Below are 15512 nucleotides of genomic sequence, written 5' to 3'. Positions count from 1 at the left end.
CACGGTCCGAAACACATTAATGATATGCATTTCATTACCGAAATGCTAGCTTCCGTTCAAGCCGCATGACGGCATGATGCGCAATAAGGGAGAGGCAGGCGTGGCATTTGCGGGAATCAGTGCGCAGAAACCGGAAGAAACCGCGGGGAATGCCGGCGGTGCCGCCGCAGCCCGGGCGGGCTGGTTCGTGACCTTCGCGCTGTGCCTCGGCTACGCCACGTTCGCGATTCTCCTGAACAGCGTGGGAACGGCGATTCTCCAGTCGACGGGCTATTTCCATGTCGACAACCGCGCGGCCAGCACGCTGGAAGCGTTCAAGGATATCACCATCGCCGTGGCCTCGTTCACGCTGGCATCGCACTTGCCGCGCTTTGGCATCCGGCGTTCGATGGTTGCCGCGCTGCTCATCGCCGGGCTGGGATGCGTGGCGGTGCCGCTGGGCGATTCCTTCTGGGCGATGCGGCTGATGTTCTTCGCCACCGGGCTTGGCTTCGCGCTCATGAAAGTGGCGGTCTATTCGTCGGTCGGCCTGCTGACCGGATCGGCATCCGGCCATGCGCGCTTGCTGGGGATCATCGAATCCGGCTTCATGGCCGCGGTCGTCTCCAGCTCCTGGATTTTCGCGGCTTTCATCGATCCCACGGATCCGTCGTCGCCTTCGTGGCTGAATACCTACTGGCTTCTTGCCGGCCTGTGCCTGGTCGCAGCCCTGGCTGCTGCTTTCGTAAGCATCGATGAGCGGGGGCTGGTGGCGAAGCCGGAAGGCGATGCCGCCGCGCCGCGCGCGTTTCCGGCCATGCTCGCCTTGTTGCGGCTGCGGCTGACGCAGGTCTTCATCGCCGCGATCTTTCTCTACGTGCTCATCGAGCAGGGCGTGGGGACGTGGCTACCCACGATCAACCACCGCGTGCTGGGGCTCGATGGCCAGATCGCGGTGCAGGCGGCGTCGGCTTTCGCCATGTCGATCGCGCTGGGGCGGCTCGTTGCGGGCCTGCTGGTGACGCGAGTAGGATGGTTTCCGCTCATGCTCGGTTGCCTGACGGGCATGGCGGCGATCCTGCTGGCGGTGCCAGGTATGGTGGGGACGGATGCCCATGCGCTGGTCACGTCATGGCGCGATATCCCGCTTCCGGCGCTATTATTGCCCGCGATCGGGTTCTTCATGGCGCCGATCTATCCCACGCTCAACTCGGTGATCCTGAGCAGCGTGCCCAAGGCGCGGCAGCCGGGATTGATCGGCCTGATCGTGGTGTTCTCTGCGCTGGGCGGTACCACCGGATCGCGGATTGTCGCCGAGCTGTTCTCCGCTATTCCGGACGCCCGCGTTCTGTACAGCCTGCTGGTGCCGATCGCGCTGCTCGCAGCCGGCGTGATCGTGCTGAAGAGGCTGGCCGAGGAAGGGGTGTCTGTCGACTGACCTAGGTCTCGCGCACGATCAGGCGCGTGGGCAGCACGGTGGACGCGGCGCGGCCGCCTTCGATCTTCTGCATCAGCTTTTCGACCAGAATCGCGCCGGCGATGTGGGTTTCCTGCTCCACCGTGGTGATCGCCGGGGTGAAGGCTGCCGCCGGCGGAATGTTGTTGTACCCGACCAGCGCGAAATCCTCCGGCGCGCGCAATCCCCGTTCCTTGAATGCGGCGATCACCGCCATGGCCGCGGTGTCGGAAAAGGCGAAGACGGCATCGGGCGCGGGATGCGTGGCGAGGTAGGCGGCGGTATCGTTGAGCGTGGAGGTGTACGACATGTCGCCCGTGCGCAGCACCCGGATGGACGCGGATTTGCCGTGCGTCGCCTCGCTCAGCCCATCGTGGCGCATCGCGATTTCGGCATGGTTGGTATCGCCGATGAACAGCCAGTCCTTGCGCCCCGACCGCAGGAAGTATTCGCCCGCCAGCCGTCCGCCCAGGCGATTATCGCTGCCCACGGCGCAATAGGGCTCGGTCGGATCGACCGCGCCCCACACCACGAACGGCACGCCCAGCTTGGCCAGATCGCGCAGCATCGGATCGCGTTCGCCCTGGCCCAGGAAAATGAAGCCGTCGACCACGCGTGCGTTGACTTGGTCCTGATAGGCGCGTTCGTCCTGCGCCGCGGGCGGGGAAAGCAGAAGATCGAGCTTCCGGACGGCCAGCGCTTCGGCAACGCCGGCCAGCAGTTCGAAGATGAACGGGTCGGCGATTCGGCCGCCCCGGTGCGAGCCGAAGTCGAGCACCACGCTGATCGTGTCGGTGCGGGTCTGCCGCAGTTTCTGCGCGTTGCGGTTCACCGCATAGCCGTGCGCGCGGGCCACCTCGAGCACGTGATCGCGCGTGGCCTGGGTCACCAGAGGACTGCCGCTAAGCACGCGCGAGACGGTGGGCTTCGATACGTTCGCGATGCGGGCGATGTCTGCCATGCTGACCCCCATCGATCGTGACCGTTTTTTCCGGATACCCGCTTCGTCCGCCACCCGTTGCTCCCGCCCTTTTGTGTTGCGCGCGCGTTATTGCAGGGTTCCGGTTAAAAATGAACAGCTGCAACTTGCCCTTGAAATGCATTTCATGACTCGTTAAAGGGCTGTCATGCACTCGCCGCAAAGGCGATGATCAAGGGAGAGAGGTGCATGAGACTTTCCATGAATGGCATGGTGCGTTCCGGTGTGGCGGCAGGCGCGATCGCGCTGGCGCTCGCGGCGAATGCCGTGCAGGCCCAGGACGCCGCAGCCCCGCAGGACGCGGCCGCTTCCGAAACCGTTGACGATGCCAACGCCATCGTCGTGATCGGTACCCCCGGCGGCGCGGGCGTGCGCAAGCAGGATGCTTCCTACGCCATTACCACCATCAACGAAGCCGCGCTCGAACGCATTTCGCCCAAGAGCACGGCCGAAGTCTTCACGCTCGTTCCCGGCGTCTGGGCCGAAAGCTCCAGCGGCGTGGCCGGTGCGAACATCGACGTGCGCGGTCTGCCGGGCGGCAGCGATGCGCCGTGGGTGACGATGTCGCTCAATGGCGCGCCGATTTACGGCACGGAATCGCTGTCGTTCATGGACAACAGCTCGATCTTCCGCACCGACGAGACGATCGCCTCCACCGAAGCCGCGCACGGCGGACCGAACGCGGTGTTCTCCAACGGCGAAGTCGGCGTTACGCTCAATTTCAACCTGAAGAAGGGCGGCGAAACCACCGAGGGCCGGGTCAAGCTTTCGGCCACGGACTACGGCTCGGCGCGGGCCGATGCGGTCATTTCCGGTCCGCTGGGCCACGATCTCTATTACATGATCGGCGGCTATGTGCAGCAATCGCCGGGCATCCGCGATGCGCAGTTCAAGTCGGAGAAGGGGCGCCAGATCAGCGCGCAGCTGACCAAGAAGTTCGACAACGGCGAAATCAGCATCTGGACCCGCGTGACGGACGATCACGGCCAGTGGTACCTGCCGATGGCGCTCAACACCGGCAACGATCTGGGCACGTTCTCGCAGCTCGGCAACGCCACGCGCTATGCCACCTTGCAGGTCGGGCCGAACGAGACGAAGACCTATGACTTCGCGCGCGGTCGCGGCTGGAAGGGCAGCCTTTCGGGCCTGAACCTGAAGTTCGATCTGGGCGGCGGCTGGTCGGTGCGCGACAACCTGTCCTACACCAACGGCAATGCCGATACGCTCGGCTTCGTGCCGGACGGCTCGCCTATCCGCGTCAGCGCCCTGCAGGCGGCCAACCCGGGCCTGGGCACGATCAAGACGGCCGGCGGCGCGACGCTGAACGCCAACGACTGGATCCAGAACTACGGGCACTGGGTGGTCGAGAAGAAGATCGAATCGTTCACCAACGATCTCAGCGTCAATTTCCATTCCGGCATCAACAACTTCACCGCGGGTTACTATCGCGCGGACTGGTCTGCCGATGATTTCTGGACGCTGGGCAACGCCGTGCCGGTCCAGAACGTGCAGAACGGCGATCTGCTGCAAAGCGGCATCACCTGCGGGATGCTGGCCAGCGCGGGATCGGGATCGAGCTGTTTCCACTATGGCATCCGCTCGTCGGGCGATGCGCAGGTCAACGCCATCTACCTGGCCGACAGCGTGCAGGTGACGGACAAGCTGCGGATCGATCTGGGCGTGCGGCACCAGTGGCTGGCGCTCGATTACGTGATCGATTCCAACGACTCCGGAACCTACGGCTATCCGGACGGCACGGTGAACCAGCGCAACCACGTCACCGCGAAGAAGTTCGCCTATTCGGCGGCGGCCAACTATGCGTTCGACCCGCACCTTGGCGTGTTCCTGCGCTATTCCAAGGGCTATCGCTACCCGAACTTCGATGATCTGCGGAACGGCAATCCGAACGTGTTCGGTGTCAGCCAGCTGGAAGGCGGGGTGAAGTATTCCAGCCAGCTCCTGTCGCTCTACGCCACGGTTTTCTATAACAAGAACAACAATTTCGACTCCACCGTCGGTTCGGTGGTGGCGAATTCGCAGTTCAAGACGCGGGCCTATGGCCTCGAACTGGACGGCAACCTGCGCCTCGGCGCCTTCGGGTTCGCAACCCTCGCGACCTTGCAGAACGCCAAGGTCACCGCTTCGTCGACCCCCGGACAGGTGGGCAACGAAGTGCTCCGCCAGCCGAAGTACCAGGTCCGCCTTTCGCCCAGCTATGACGTGACCGTCGGCGCGGTGAAGGTCAGCCTGTTCGGCGCGGCGTCGTTCATCGGGGCGCGCTGGAGCGATCTGGCCAACTCCTCGCGCCTGCCGGCGTACACCAAGCTGGATCTCGGCGCGCAGGCGAAGCTCGATTCCGGCCTGTTCTTCTCGGTGCGGGCGGACAACCTCAACAACAGCCATGGCCTGACGGAAGGCGATCCGCGCAATCCGGCGACGCCGAATGGCCGCCCGATCCTGGGGCGTTCGGTGCTGTTCAGCCTGGGTTACGATTTCTGACGTAAACCCTGGCCATCAATTCCCTCCCCTCTCGGGGCTGGAACCTCCCTCGGTTCCGGCCCCGTTTCTTTTGCGGCGTGTTTTTGACGGAGATGCGGATAGCCAGCCAGCCGCCGCCCGGTTATGCCCCGCAGGGGGCGCATTCGAAGCAAGGAAGTTTGCGATGAAGCAGGTTGCGTTGGCTATGATTCTGGCGCTGGTGGCGCCGGTTGCGGCAAATGCCGCCGATACGGGTGCGGTTGCGGCGACGACCGCGGCGAAGTTCACGATCGATACGCCGATTCAGGACATCGTGGCCAACGAGCAGGGCAAGGCCGTGATCGAGCGGAATTTCCCCGGCCTGACCGCGCGGCCGGAATACGAGATGTTCAAGGCAATCAGCCTCAAGGCGCTGCAGCCCTATTCCAGCGGCAAGATCACCGACGAAATGCTGGCCAAGACGCAAAGCGAACTCGCCGCGATCCAGTAAGGGCGTCCGACAGCCCATTGATGATGCCCCTATCGGGTGCGGAAACAATTGGCGCTTTCATTGCCATAACCTGTGCTCTAGGCTCGACATGCGATAACAAGACGCAGGTGGAGAGTATGGGGCGCAGGATGCTGAAAGGGCTGGCCGTGGTGCTGGCGGCGGGGTGCTGTTCGGGTGGTTCGGCGGCATTCGCCCAGACGGCCGCCGCCCGGGCTGCCGATCCGCCCAGCGCGACGACAAGGGCGGTCAATGAGGCCGCGCGCGCCGCCGCGCCGTTTCAGGACCGGCGTGATTACGACTTCGCCGCGCGCGGTTTCGTGGCGACGCGCAAGGACCCGCTGATCCGCGCCGCCGACGGGCGTGTGGTGTGGGATCTCAATACCTTCAGCTTCGTCGAAGCCCCGGCGCCGGATACGGTCAACCCCAGCCTGTGGCGCCATGCACAGGTGCTTTCGCGCGCTGGGCTGTTCAAGGTTTCCGACCGCATCTGGCAGGTGCGCGGGTTCGATATCGCCAACGTGACCTTCGTGAAGGGCGACAAGGGCTGGATCGTGATCGATCCGCTGACGGCGGACGAAACAGCCCGCGCGGCCTATGATCTCGTGACCGAACAACTTGGCAAGCGGCCAGTCAGCGCGATCATCTATACCCATTCGCATATCGACCACTTCGGCGGCGCGGGTGGCATTCTGCCTTTCGCGGTGCCAGACGTGCCGATCCTGGCGCCGCAAGGCTTCACCGACGCGGCGGTGGGTGAAAACGTGATCGCCGGCCCGGCCATGGCGCGCCGCGCGATCTATCAGTTCGGGCTGACGCTGCCCAAGGGACCCACCGGCAACATGGGTTCGGGGATCGGCATGGCCGTGGCACCCGGCACGCAGGGGCTTGTTCCGCCCAATCGCGAAATCGCGAAAACCGGCACGGAGATCGTGCTCGACGGGGTGAAGCTGCGCTTTCAGGTGACGCCGGGCACGGAAGCCCCGGCCGAAATGAACATCGGCTTCCCGGACTGGAAAGTGGCCGATCTTGCCGAAAACGCCAATGTCACCCAGCACAACATCCTGACCCCGCGCGGTGCGGTGGTGCGCAACGCCAAGGCGTGGGCGCAGGGGCTGACAGAGGCGATCGATTTCTTCGCCGGTGCCGACGTGATGATTACCAGCCACGGCTGGCCGCGCTTCGGGGCGGCGGAAATCACCGACTTTCTCGGTAAGCACCGCGATGCCTATGCGTACCTGCACGACCAGACCGTACGGCTGATGAATCAAGGCCTGACGGGCGATGAGATCGCCGCGAAGCTGACGCTGCCGAAGGCGTTGCAGCAGGAATGGTACGACCGGCCCTACTACGGTTCGCTCAGCTTCAACGCGCGCGCGGTCTATCAATTCTACATGGGCTGGTACGATGGCAACCCGGTGCATCTCGCTCCGTTGCCGCCCGAGGAAGGCGGCCGCCGTTATGTCGAGGCGCTGGGCGGCGCGGCGCGGGTGCGGCAGCTGGCGCAGGCGGCCTATGACAAGGGTGACTATGCCTGGGCAGCGGAACTGCTCAACCGCGCGGTCTTTGCCGATGCCGGTGACACCGCCGCGCGCGATTTGCTGGCGCGCTGCTATCAGCAACTCGCGTGGCAGAGCGAGAACTCGCTGTGGCGCAACATGTACCTGACGGGCGCGAGCGAATTGCGCGGGGCGCAGCCTCCGGCCGCATCCGCCATCTCGCCCGGAATCGCCGGCTCGCTGACGCCGGACCAGTTGTTCGATGTGCTCTCGGTCCGCTTTGCGGCCGAGAAGGCCGGCGATGCGAAGCTGCGTCTGGCGTTCGTGTTCCCCGACCGGAATGCGCAAGTGACGGTCACGGTCGCCAACGGCGTGCTGGTCCACCGGCCGGGCGTGGTCGGTACGCCCGATGCAACGCTGACGATCAAGTACGCCGATCTCGTCGCGGCGCTGCTCCGCGGCCAGCCGCTCGCGCCCAAGATCGCCTCGGGCGAAGCCAGGATCGAAGGGCAAATGGCCGCGTTCGCGCAATTGGTGAGCTGGATAGACAAACCGACGCCGCCGTTCGCGATCGTCACGCCATGACGGCACCGGAAGGAGAAGGATGATGACTGTTCGCAGAAAGAGTGCCGTTGGAGCATGTGCCGCCGCGCTGGCCTTCGCGCTTCCCTCCGCCGCCGTGCTTGCACAGGCCGCGCCGGCCGCTACCGCTGCGCCGGCCCGCGAGGCTGAGATCGCCCGGGAAGCCTACAGCTACCTTTACCCGCTGGTGGTGATGGACGTGACGCGGCGGCAGGCGACGCAGAAGGGCGCGACCGGCATGGGCGCACCGGTCAACACGTTCCATCATAACCAGGCGTTCCCGCCGGGCGATTTCCGCGCGGTGGTGCGGCCCAATTTCGATACGCTTTATTCGAGCGCCTGGCTGGATCTGGCGGATGGCCCGATCCTGCTGACGATCGGGAACACGCAGGGGCGGTACTACATGCTACCGCTCTACGACATGTGGACCGATACCTTCGCGGTGCCGGGCAGCGAGACGCTGGCACCGGAAGGCGGCCGGTTTGCCGTAGTCGCGCCCGGCTGGAAGGGCGCGTTGCCCAAGGGCGTGGAGCGGATCGATTCCCCCACGCGCTATGTCTGGATCATCGGCCGGGTGCAGACGAACGGCCCTGCCGACTATCCCTTCGTGCACCGTATCCAGCAGGCGTTCGCGCTGGCCCCGCTCAACCCCGGCGCGAAGGGACCTGCGCGCGCGGCTGATGTGCCCGTTCCGGCGGACAAATCGCCCGTGGCCATCGTCAACGCGATGAGCGCGGCGGAATTCTACGAAACGGCGATGCGGCTGATGGTGGACAATCCGCCGCACTTTAACGACCAGCCCCAGTTGGCGCGGCTGGGCATGGTGGGCCTGCGGGCCGGGCAGGGGTTCCGCTTCGCTGGTCTTGTGCCGTCCGTGCAGCAGGCCCTGACCCAGGCCAAGGCGCAAGGGCCGGCCAATCTGCTCCGCTATGTCGGACAGGCCGGACGGCAGCGCGATGGCTGGCGCACGATGACGACCTCGATCGGCTCCTATGGCGTCGATTACGACCAGCGCGCGGCGGTGGCCCTGACCGGCCTGGGTGCCAACCACCCCGTCGATGCCATCTACCCACGCGCAGCGGCCGACAAGGATGGCAAGCCGCTGGACGGGGCTAACCGCTATGTCGTGCATTTCAAGGCCGGCCAGTTGCCGCCGGTCCGCGCGTTCTGGTCGCTGACGGCGTACAACAAGGAAAGCTATACCGATCCGAACGCGATCGACCGCTATGCCATCGGCGATCGCGACAAGCTGTCCTTCAACACCGACGGCTCGCTCGACCTCTATCTCCAGGCGGATGATCCTGGGGCGGACAAGCGCTCCAACTGGCTGCCGGTGCCGCGCGGGCCGTTCGACATGAACCTGCGGCTCTACAGCCCGAAGCCCGAAGCGCTGTCCGGCGATTGGCCGATGCCGGTGGTGGAACGGTTGCCCTGAGGAGCGACGCCGGCCCGATTGCGCCGGCGATCGCTGCTTGTCACAGCGGCGAACGCCGGCTCCGATCGGTCGGATTATTTCACCAGGTGCGCGCTCTGGATGGTCAGCGCGAACAGCGCGGTCAGCGCGTCGGAAATGCTCTGGTCGGTCGATACCGTATAGACCAGCGGCGTTCCGTCGCGCGCTGCGGAGGCGCACTTCTGGAGCGCCGGCAGCACGTTGGTCAGATAGGGGGCGACATTGGATTGCGACCAGGAATCCCCTGTCAGCGCATCGGGCAGGTATTCCGTGTAGAGGATTGCGATCTTGATGCCGCGGTTCTTGATGGCGGTGCAGTTGGTGAAGTGCGCGGTCGTCAGCTCACGGTTCCAGCGGCTTGATCCGATCTGCTCGTCGGTCACGCCGTCGGTAATGATGAACAGCACTTCCTGCGGTTTGGCAGTCGTGGTCCCGTCGCCCGGATTGGGCATCGTCGAGTTCATTGCGGTAAGCATATTGTTGAACTCGGTCGCCTTGTCGTTGATGTTGGTCGACGATGTCGGCTTGCCGTTGGCGTACCAGAAGTCGGTCGTGCTATCGAGATCGGGGATGTTGGACGTCGTCATGTTCTGGACGTCCGTCATCGAGGTGTGGGTGGTGACCGGTGTCGAATAGCCCGGATGCGTCCAGTCGAAGCTGAATACCTGCATCTTGTAGGTAACGTTGTTCTTCGTCGCCATGTTCTGCGCGAAGGGAATGAGGTCCTGTGCCGCCAGCGTCTCGGCGCCGATGCGCAGCGGGATGGGGGATGCGGTGGGATAGAGCGTGGTATAGTTGTGCGTCAGCCAGTAACCGTCGGCATAAAACCCGGTGATGGATTTCGACTGGTTGCTGAGATTCTTGTACGTAAACGAGAACCTGTTGCTGGCTACCGAAACGGATGTTCCGATCTTGGTGCCGTTTTGATCGTACAGGTTCTTGGAACTGTCGATCTGATACCAGGTCTTGTACCCGGTATTGCCCGAATTATAGTAATTCCCGTCCAGGAATACGTCACGGCTGTTGGATGTCTTGATGTTGATGCCGTCGGCACGCGGGTCCTGCGCGTGGCACGCGAAGGCGCAGCCGGTGGCAGTGCGGATGGAGGTAAGGCCGCTCGAGGTCGAGGGCAGCAGCATCGATGGCGATTTGTCCATCGTCAGGAAGAAGTTGATGTGCGGGGCCTGCGCCGCGTTGGCGGTCGAGGACCCGGCGATGGGCAGCGTGGCATAGCCCAGGATGCCGCCGAACAGGTTCACCGATTTCGCGGTGTAGCTCACCACGATCGTGCGGCCGCTGTTGAGCGCGCCGGTATCGACCAGGCTGACGGTGAGATCGGTGGAGGCGTTGAACTGGATGTCCTGCAGCCCGCTGACCTGCGAAATGAAGATCTGGCGGGCGGCCGCCAGCGCGGTATCGGTCGATTGCTGCATCAGCGTGGCGTTGGTTCCGGCCAGCGCCGCCGCGTCCGCCGCCGCGTTCATGCGCGTCTGCTGCGTTTGCGCACGGCCATAGTCGATGCCCATGCCCACGGCGAACAGCATCGGGATCAGCAGCGCGGCCATCATGATGAGCACGTTGCCCTGGCTGTCATCGCGCAGCCGGCGCGCGGTTTCGCGCAGCGAATGGAACAGTCGCATGGGGGGCAGCCTCATCACTGGAGGGGAATCTGATCGGACAGGCGCGGAAGCATGAAAATCCGATCGTTCATGGTGATCGTTGAGATGAATCCCAGGCCGAATTGCGGCGTGTAGGGATACGAAACCTCGCCCATCAGGAAATAGGCGCCGGGCTTGTTCGGTGTCACCGTCTTGTCGGGCAGCATCGCCTGGGGCACCAGGTTGGTGGTCAGCGTAACCGAATTGCCCACCGTCAGCGGTGTCCAGTTGGTGGTCGATTTGCTCCACACCACCTTGGCGGTGTTGGCATCGACGACCTGCACCTCGCTCACGCGGATCTGGGCGATGCCGTTGTCATACGGGCTGAGCACCATCGCGCTCGATCCCATGATCGTCTGCAGGTCGGCCGAGGACACGGCGCCATAGCGCGAGACGAGATCGGTCACCGCGCGGGCGGACCGCGTGACCTTGCGGTTGCAGGTGATCGCGTCGCTGATCACGTAGGCGCCCAGATACAGCAGGATCAGCACCGGCAGGCAGATGGCGAATTCCACCAGCGCCACGCCGCGCGCATCGCGGGCAAGGCGGCGTACCGAAGCGTGCAGGCGGCGCAAAAGCGGCATCGGGCGCATCAGTAACCCTCCGTCTTCATGACCGAGGTTGCCAGCAGCATGCGCTGCGAACCGGGGCGGTTGGACAGGTCGAAGCCCAGCGGGCCGGCCAGCGTGGGCCAGTTGTAGATCAGCCGCACCACCACCACCGCGCCCTGCGTCCCCGGGGTATAGGCGAAGGTATTGGTGATGTTGCCGTTGGAATCGTAGGTGAAGGTTGGCAACGCGGTGTTGGCCGAGGAGAAATTGGTGACGTTGGTCACGTCGACATAGAGCCGGCTGCACTGCAGGAACGTGGGCAGGGAAGCGCAGGCGGCCTCCTTGAACTGCTGCTGCGGCGTCTTGGTGACGTTGCCCTGCGCGTCCTTGACCCCGGTGAAGTTCTGCTGCGCCTGCCCGGTCAGGATGAGGCGGGCGGATGTTTCGGTGGCGGTTTCCAGGCCCTGCTGCGCGAAATACATCACCGCGATCTCGAAGATGGCGACGATCATCGCGATCAGGACGGGCGCCACCAGCGCGAACTCCAGCGCGGTTGCCCCGCGCACATCGCGCAGAACCGCCGCGCGAAACGCGCCACGCCACCGTCCGATTGTCCAACCGCGGACCATTCCCCATTCTCCGAGCCCAGTAATGCAGGCTCACATTAGAGGGTCAGCCTTAAGGCGTGGTAAACTTGCGGGCGGCGAATAAGGGCCGTTTCGGAGGGGAGGGGCATGGCGCGGATAATGCCTGCCGGATGCTAGGCTGCCATGCCGATCCGGCCGCGCCGTGCCCTGCGGTGGAGCGGAAAATCATGTTTCGGCAAATGCGTGTTGAGATTTCGTTCTGGCCGCTGCGGAGGAAGGGTGGTTCGAAACCATGCTCTGCGGGCCGTTAACGTTGGCGTACCAACTGGTGCCGGGGCGGGACGCGCGGGAAAACCGCTGCGGTCCGTCGGTTAAAGAGCGGAAGATGGTGGACGCACTAGGGCTCGAACCTAGGACCCGCTGATTAAGAGCCATGATCAGAGGGTCCTAGCATGTCCGCATGTGTCCGAAAATGGCGGAATTCTGCGATTCAGAGTCCGCATTGTTCTTGAAATGTTCGCCAGTATCCACTACAAAAAGCTACCTAAGGTAGCGGGTATATATGGCGAACAAAGTAGGTTTGACGGACGCTAAGATCGCAGGACTGAAGGCGCCGGCTGCGGGTCAGATTGAGCTCGCCGATGGTATCGTCCCCGGCCTTAGGCTCCGCATGGGTGCCAGTGGTATCAAGACGTACATTCTGCGCAAGCGGGTTCAGGGCAAGTGGTTGAATGTGACGATCGGACGCCATGGTCCGGGTTTCACCCTGGCCCACGCCCGCAAGAAGGCGCGCGATCTGCTTGTTGATGTCGAGCAGGGCAAGAGCATCGCCAGAAAAGCGGGCGCAAAAAGGAAGGGATCAAAAGGCGTCGGGACAGTCGCGGAGCTCTACGAGACGTACCTTGCTCAGCAGATCGAGGGCAAAAAACGGAGCGCGAGGGAGTTCGATCGGGTCTTCCGAAAGTACATTGAGCCGGAGATTGGAGACCGGCTCGCGGACTCCATTACCCGAAGTGACGTGAGCCGCTTCGTTGAGAAGATTGCGTTCGAGCGGGGCAAGGAAACCCTGACGATGGCGCGCATCGTGTATCGCCATCTTTCGACCTTCTACACGTGGGCGCTCACCAGACTCGAGCATATGCCAGCCAACCCCTGCCGGGATGCGTGGCGCCCGAAGCGGAATGAACCTCGAGATCGTGTACTGAGCGACCGCGAGCTAGCGGCACTATGGCAGTCTGCCGTCGAGGATGGCTATCCATTCGGTCATCTTGTGCAGATGCTTGTCCTTACGGCTCAGCGCCGGGGCGAGGTGCTCGATGCAGCGTGCGACGAGTTTGATTTCAAGGCGAAAGTCTGGACAGTTCCGGGCGACCGAGCGAAAAACGGCAAGGCGAATGTGGTGCCGCTATCCGCGCAAGCCCTGGCAGTCATCACCGAGATATTCATGGCGGCTGGCATCGACCCCGACGAGGCCCACAAGCAATCCCAGATCCTGTTAGCATCGAAGGTCACCAATACGAACAGCGTCAGCGGACTATCGAAGGCGTGGAAGCGGATCAGGGCAAGCGTGGACGAGAAGCTCGGTTATGAGGCCGGTCACTTCACAATGCATGATATTCGACGGACGGTGGCAACCGGTCTCCAGCGTCTTGGCATACCCTTGGTCGTTTCTGAGGCGGTCCTCAATCACCAGTCAGGATCAGCTATGGCTGGCGTCGCTGGGGTCTATCACCGTCACCAGTATACCAACGAGAAACGCGAGGCGCTGGCGTTGTGGGGTAAGGAGGTAATGCAGATCGCAGCCAAGTACCCAGCCGAGGCCAAAGACGGTTAATCTCAGAGGGGATTGAATCCGCTAAAAAAACACCCAGCCAGAAAACGCAGGACTATGGACCTTGCTCCAGCCATTTCGAGCCGATCTCTAGAAGCGCCAATGGCGAAGGACTTCGCGGACATATCCAGGCGTCTCGCCATTGCGGGGAATGCCGCCTGCGCGTTCGACCGCCCCTGGACCAGCATTGTAGGCAGCCACCGCGAGGTGAACCACGCCGAACTTGTCGAGCATCTGCCGCAGATACCGCGCAGTGCCGAAAATGTTAGCCATTGGATCGAAGCGATTGAAGACCCCGAGGTCCTTTGCCGTTGCGGGCATCAGCTGCCCAAGCCCCGCGGCGCCTGCCGGACTGACGGCCAAAGGGTTGTAGCGAGATTCCGTCCAAACGAGTGCATCGAGCAGGCCTGCGGGCAGTGAATACTTCGCTTCCGCCGCATAGATGTGGGGCAGGTAGCTTGCTCGCCTGAAGCCGGATGGGCCAGGTTGGGCCTTTGGCTCGTATCTGTAGGGCAGGTTGACCCGAGCATTTTGCGGCCCAGTCATAACAAGTGCCGGGTCGTCTTGGGCAGATCGCCAGAGCCCATGTTCGACCAGCTGGAAGCCGTTCGATGTTTCAGCAATCCGAAACCCTTCGGTGTGGCTGGCGGGCACTTCGATTGTGGCTGGCGCAGGCAAATCCTGGGCTCTGGCGGGGATAGCAGAGGTGATCGCGATGCCTGCGATCAAGATAGCTTTCATTGTCATTTCTCGATCCTTGTATAGCCGAATCGAGTGAGAACATATAAAGAACATATGACGTAGGTGAACTTCGTGAGGGCAGGGGTGAAGGTCGTGTCAGCGCCGGCATAGGCGGCGCTCGCCGCAAGCGCCGCGATTGCGACCGGGATGGCAATGTTGAGGGTCTTGCCGAGACCCTTGACGCTGGCGCGCCTGGGGAGTGTGAGAGACTGCATGTGAAGCTCCGGTTGGAGGGGTGGTCACAGCGTTCTTGCGTTCGCTGTGTGTTCCACATGCATCTAGGAAATGGTCGTAGGAAAGTGTTCAGCGGCAATACCGCCTGGAGGTGGAAGGATGCGGACGCATCTTTTCCCGTTCAACGCATAAAATCGACGATAAAGGCGTACCATCAGTCATTTTGTGTCGGTGAACGCCGTCCCGGGAGGCGGGATTTGGCGACGACTCGGATAAAGGAACTGATTCGCCTCTAAACGAGATGTTCCGTTTATGTTCTTTTCGTTTTCCTACATGGGATGCTTCGCGTTATGCCTGCGAGTCGCACCAGTGCAGAACCTAGGAGACAACCATGCACCATCCAACCGCCGCCGCCAGACCGGCCAATGAAAGCCTGGCACGCGTGCTCGCCCATGCGATCGAAGCCGCTGGCAAACCTCGCCACCGGATTGCCAATGAATGCGGCATGCATCGCGAGACCCTGCTTCGCCTTGCGCGCGGCGAGCGGCCTATCGGGCTCGACGAAGCAGCACGTGTGCTCTCCGCCTGTGGAGCCCATCCCCGCGCATCCATGATCCTCGCACTCGCCGGGCAGGAAGATCTCGCCTGCGAGTGGATGCATGGCGAGATGGGCGAATTTCTCGAAGAGTTCTTCACTAGCCTCCCAGTCCATCTTCAGCGGACCCTCGGACGGCGGATTGAGGATCTGCGGCCTCGGTGGGCCAACGGCACCTCACAGCTTGTGGCACGAATGCTTGCCAAGCACATCGATGATTTCGTGGGCCGAGACATCACGATGCCACTGTCACGGTAGCCTGAGAGTTCGGAGGGGACCGAACCCAAGCGAATGAGATCAACAATGCCGAATGCAACACTGGATGAAGCGCACACTGTTGATTTCTGCTGAGAGTTGACCCGGGAGGGGCGTAAATTTCCACTGAGAAGTGACCCATGTTTTGACCTTCCCCCTGGCTGACAGGTCGGGGGAACGAGGAGTGATCGACATGGACCTTTTGAG

General features: G+C 63.0%; 13 protein-coding genes. 7 read left to right on the top strand and 6 right to left on the bottom strand.

Annotated features, from left to right (window positions below; all coding sequences use genetic code 11):
- The first annotated feature begins 100 nt into the window (after positions 1 to 100).
- Positions 101 to 1417: a sugar MFS transporter gene (locus EH199_RS09850; protein WP_223806594.1), complete on the top strand. Its 1317-nt coding sequence runs from the start codon at positions 101 to 103 to the stop codon at positions 1415 to 1417.
- A 1-nt stretch (position 1418) separates the two neighbouring features.
- On the opposite strand, the gene EH199_RS09845 is transcribed toward EH199_RS09850, so the two are convergent.
- Positions 1419 to 2396 (bottom strand): LacI family DNA-binding transcriptional regulator, encoded by a 978-nt coding sequence (locus EH199_RS09845; RefSeq protein WP_223806593.1) that lies wholly within the window; start codon positions 2394 to 2396, stop codon positions 1419 to 1421.
- 207 nt (positions 2397 to 2603) lie between these two features.
- Here EH199_RS09845 and EH199_RS09840 point away from each other — a divergent pair, with 207 nt between their 5' ends.
- The 4 genes from EH199_RS09840 (at position 2604) to EH199_RS09825 (ending at position 8895) form a co-directional block, all read left to right on the top strand.
- Positions 2604 to 4913 (top strand): TonB-dependent receptor, encoded by a 2310-nt coding sequence (locus EH199_RS09840; protein WP_124809088.1) that lies wholly within the window; start codon positions 2604 to 2606, stop codon positions 4911 to 4913.
- A gap of 163 nt (positions 4914 to 5076) precedes the next feature.
- The gene (locus tag EH199_RS09835; RefSeq protein WP_124809087.1) at positions 5077 to 5382 is read left to right on the top strand and encodes a hypothetical protein; all 306 of its coding nucleotides are present in this window, start codon (positions 5077 to 5079) and stop codon (positions 5380 to 5382) included.
- Between the two features lie 116 nt (positions 5383 to 5498).
- Positions 5499 to 7463 carry an alkyl/aryl-sulfatase gene (locus EH199_RS09830; protein WP_124809086.1) on the top strand — a complete coding sequence of 655 codons (1965 nt, stop codon included), beginning with the start codon at positions 5499 to 5501 and terminating at the stop codon, positions 7461 to 7463.
- 22 nt (positions 7464 to 7485) lie between these two features.
- A complete protein-coding gene (locus EH199_RS09825) occupies positions 7486 to 8895 on the top strand; it encodes a DUF1254 domain-containing protein (RefSeq protein ID WP_124809085.1) in 1410 nt (469 codons plus the stop codon).
- A 74-nt stretch (positions 8896 to 8969) separates the two neighbouring features.
- Here EH199_RS09825 and EH199_RS09820 read toward each other — a convergent pair whose 3' ends face one another.
- Genes EH199_RS09820 through EH199_RS09810 form a run of 3 tightly spaced genes read right to left on the bottom strand, consistent with a single transcriptional unit; the run spans position 8970 to position 11751 of the window.
- Positions 8970 to 10553: a TadE/TadG family type IV pilus assembly protein gene (locus EH199_RS09820; RefSeq protein ID WP_190287205.1), complete on the bottom strand. Its 1584-nt coding sequence runs from the start codon at positions 10551 to 10553 to the stop codon at positions 8970 to 8972.
- Positions 10554 to 10567: 14 nt separating this feature from the next.
- Positions 10568 to 11164: a TadE/TadG family type IV pilus assembly protein gene (locus tag EH199_RS09815; RefSeq protein WP_124809083.1), complete on the bottom strand. Its 597-nt coding sequence runs from the start codon at positions 11162 to 11164 to the stop codon at positions 10568 to 10570.
- Complete coding sequence (locus tag EH199_RS09810) at positions 11164 to 11751, bottom strand: TadE/TadG family type IV pilus assembly protein (RefSeq protein WP_124809082.1); 588 nt, start codon at positions 11749 to 11751, stop codon at positions 11164 to 11166. The genes EH199_RS09815 and EH199_RS09810 overlap by 1 nt, the downstream gene beginning before the upstream one ends.
- Positions 11752 to 12271: 520 nt before the next feature.
- Here EH199_RS09810 and EH199_RS09805 point away from each other — a divergent pair.
- Positions 12272 to 13543, top strand: a complete 1272-nt coding sequence (locus EH199_RS09805) for a site-specific integrase (RefSeq protein WP_073977366.1) — start codon at positions 12272 to 12274, stop codon at positions 13541 to 13543.
- A gap of 87 nt (positions 13544 to 13630) precedes the next feature.
- Here EH199_RS09805 and EH199_RS09800 read toward each other — a convergent pair whose 3' ends face one another.
- Positions 13631 to 14287, bottom strand: coding sequence for a lytic transglycosylase domain-containing protein (locus tag EH199_RS09800; protein WP_073977371.1), 657 nt, complete (start codon positions 14285 to 14287; stop codon positions 13631 to 13633).
- On the bottom strand, positions 14284 to 14496 hold the full coding sequence (locus EH199_RS09795; RefSeq protein ID WP_124809081.1) for a hypothetical protein: 213 nt from the start codon (positions 14494 to 14496) through the stop codon (positions 14284 to 14286). Before EH199_RS09795 ends, EH199_RS09800 begins: the two co-directional genes overlap by 4 nt.
- A 350-nt stretch (positions 14497 to 14846) precedes the next feature.
- On the opposite strand from EH199_RS09795, the gene EH199_RS09790 reads away from it, so the two are divergent.
- Positions 14847 to 15308 (top strand): transcriptional regulator, encoded by a 462-nt coding sequence (locus tag EH199_RS09790; RefSeq protein WP_124809080.1) that lies wholly within the window; start codon positions 14847 to 14849, stop codon positions 15306 to 15308.
- The last annotated feature ends 204 nt before the right edge of the window (positions 15309 to 15512 follow it).

This window comes from Novosphingobium sp. LASN5T (assembly GCF_003856955.1).
Taxonomy (GTDB): Bacteria; Pseudomonadota; Alphaproteobacteria; order Sphingomonadales; family Sphingomonadaceae; genus Novosphingobium.
Note: the sequence above shows the minus strand (reverse complement) of the source record. Positions and strands in the feature narration are given on the sequence as shown.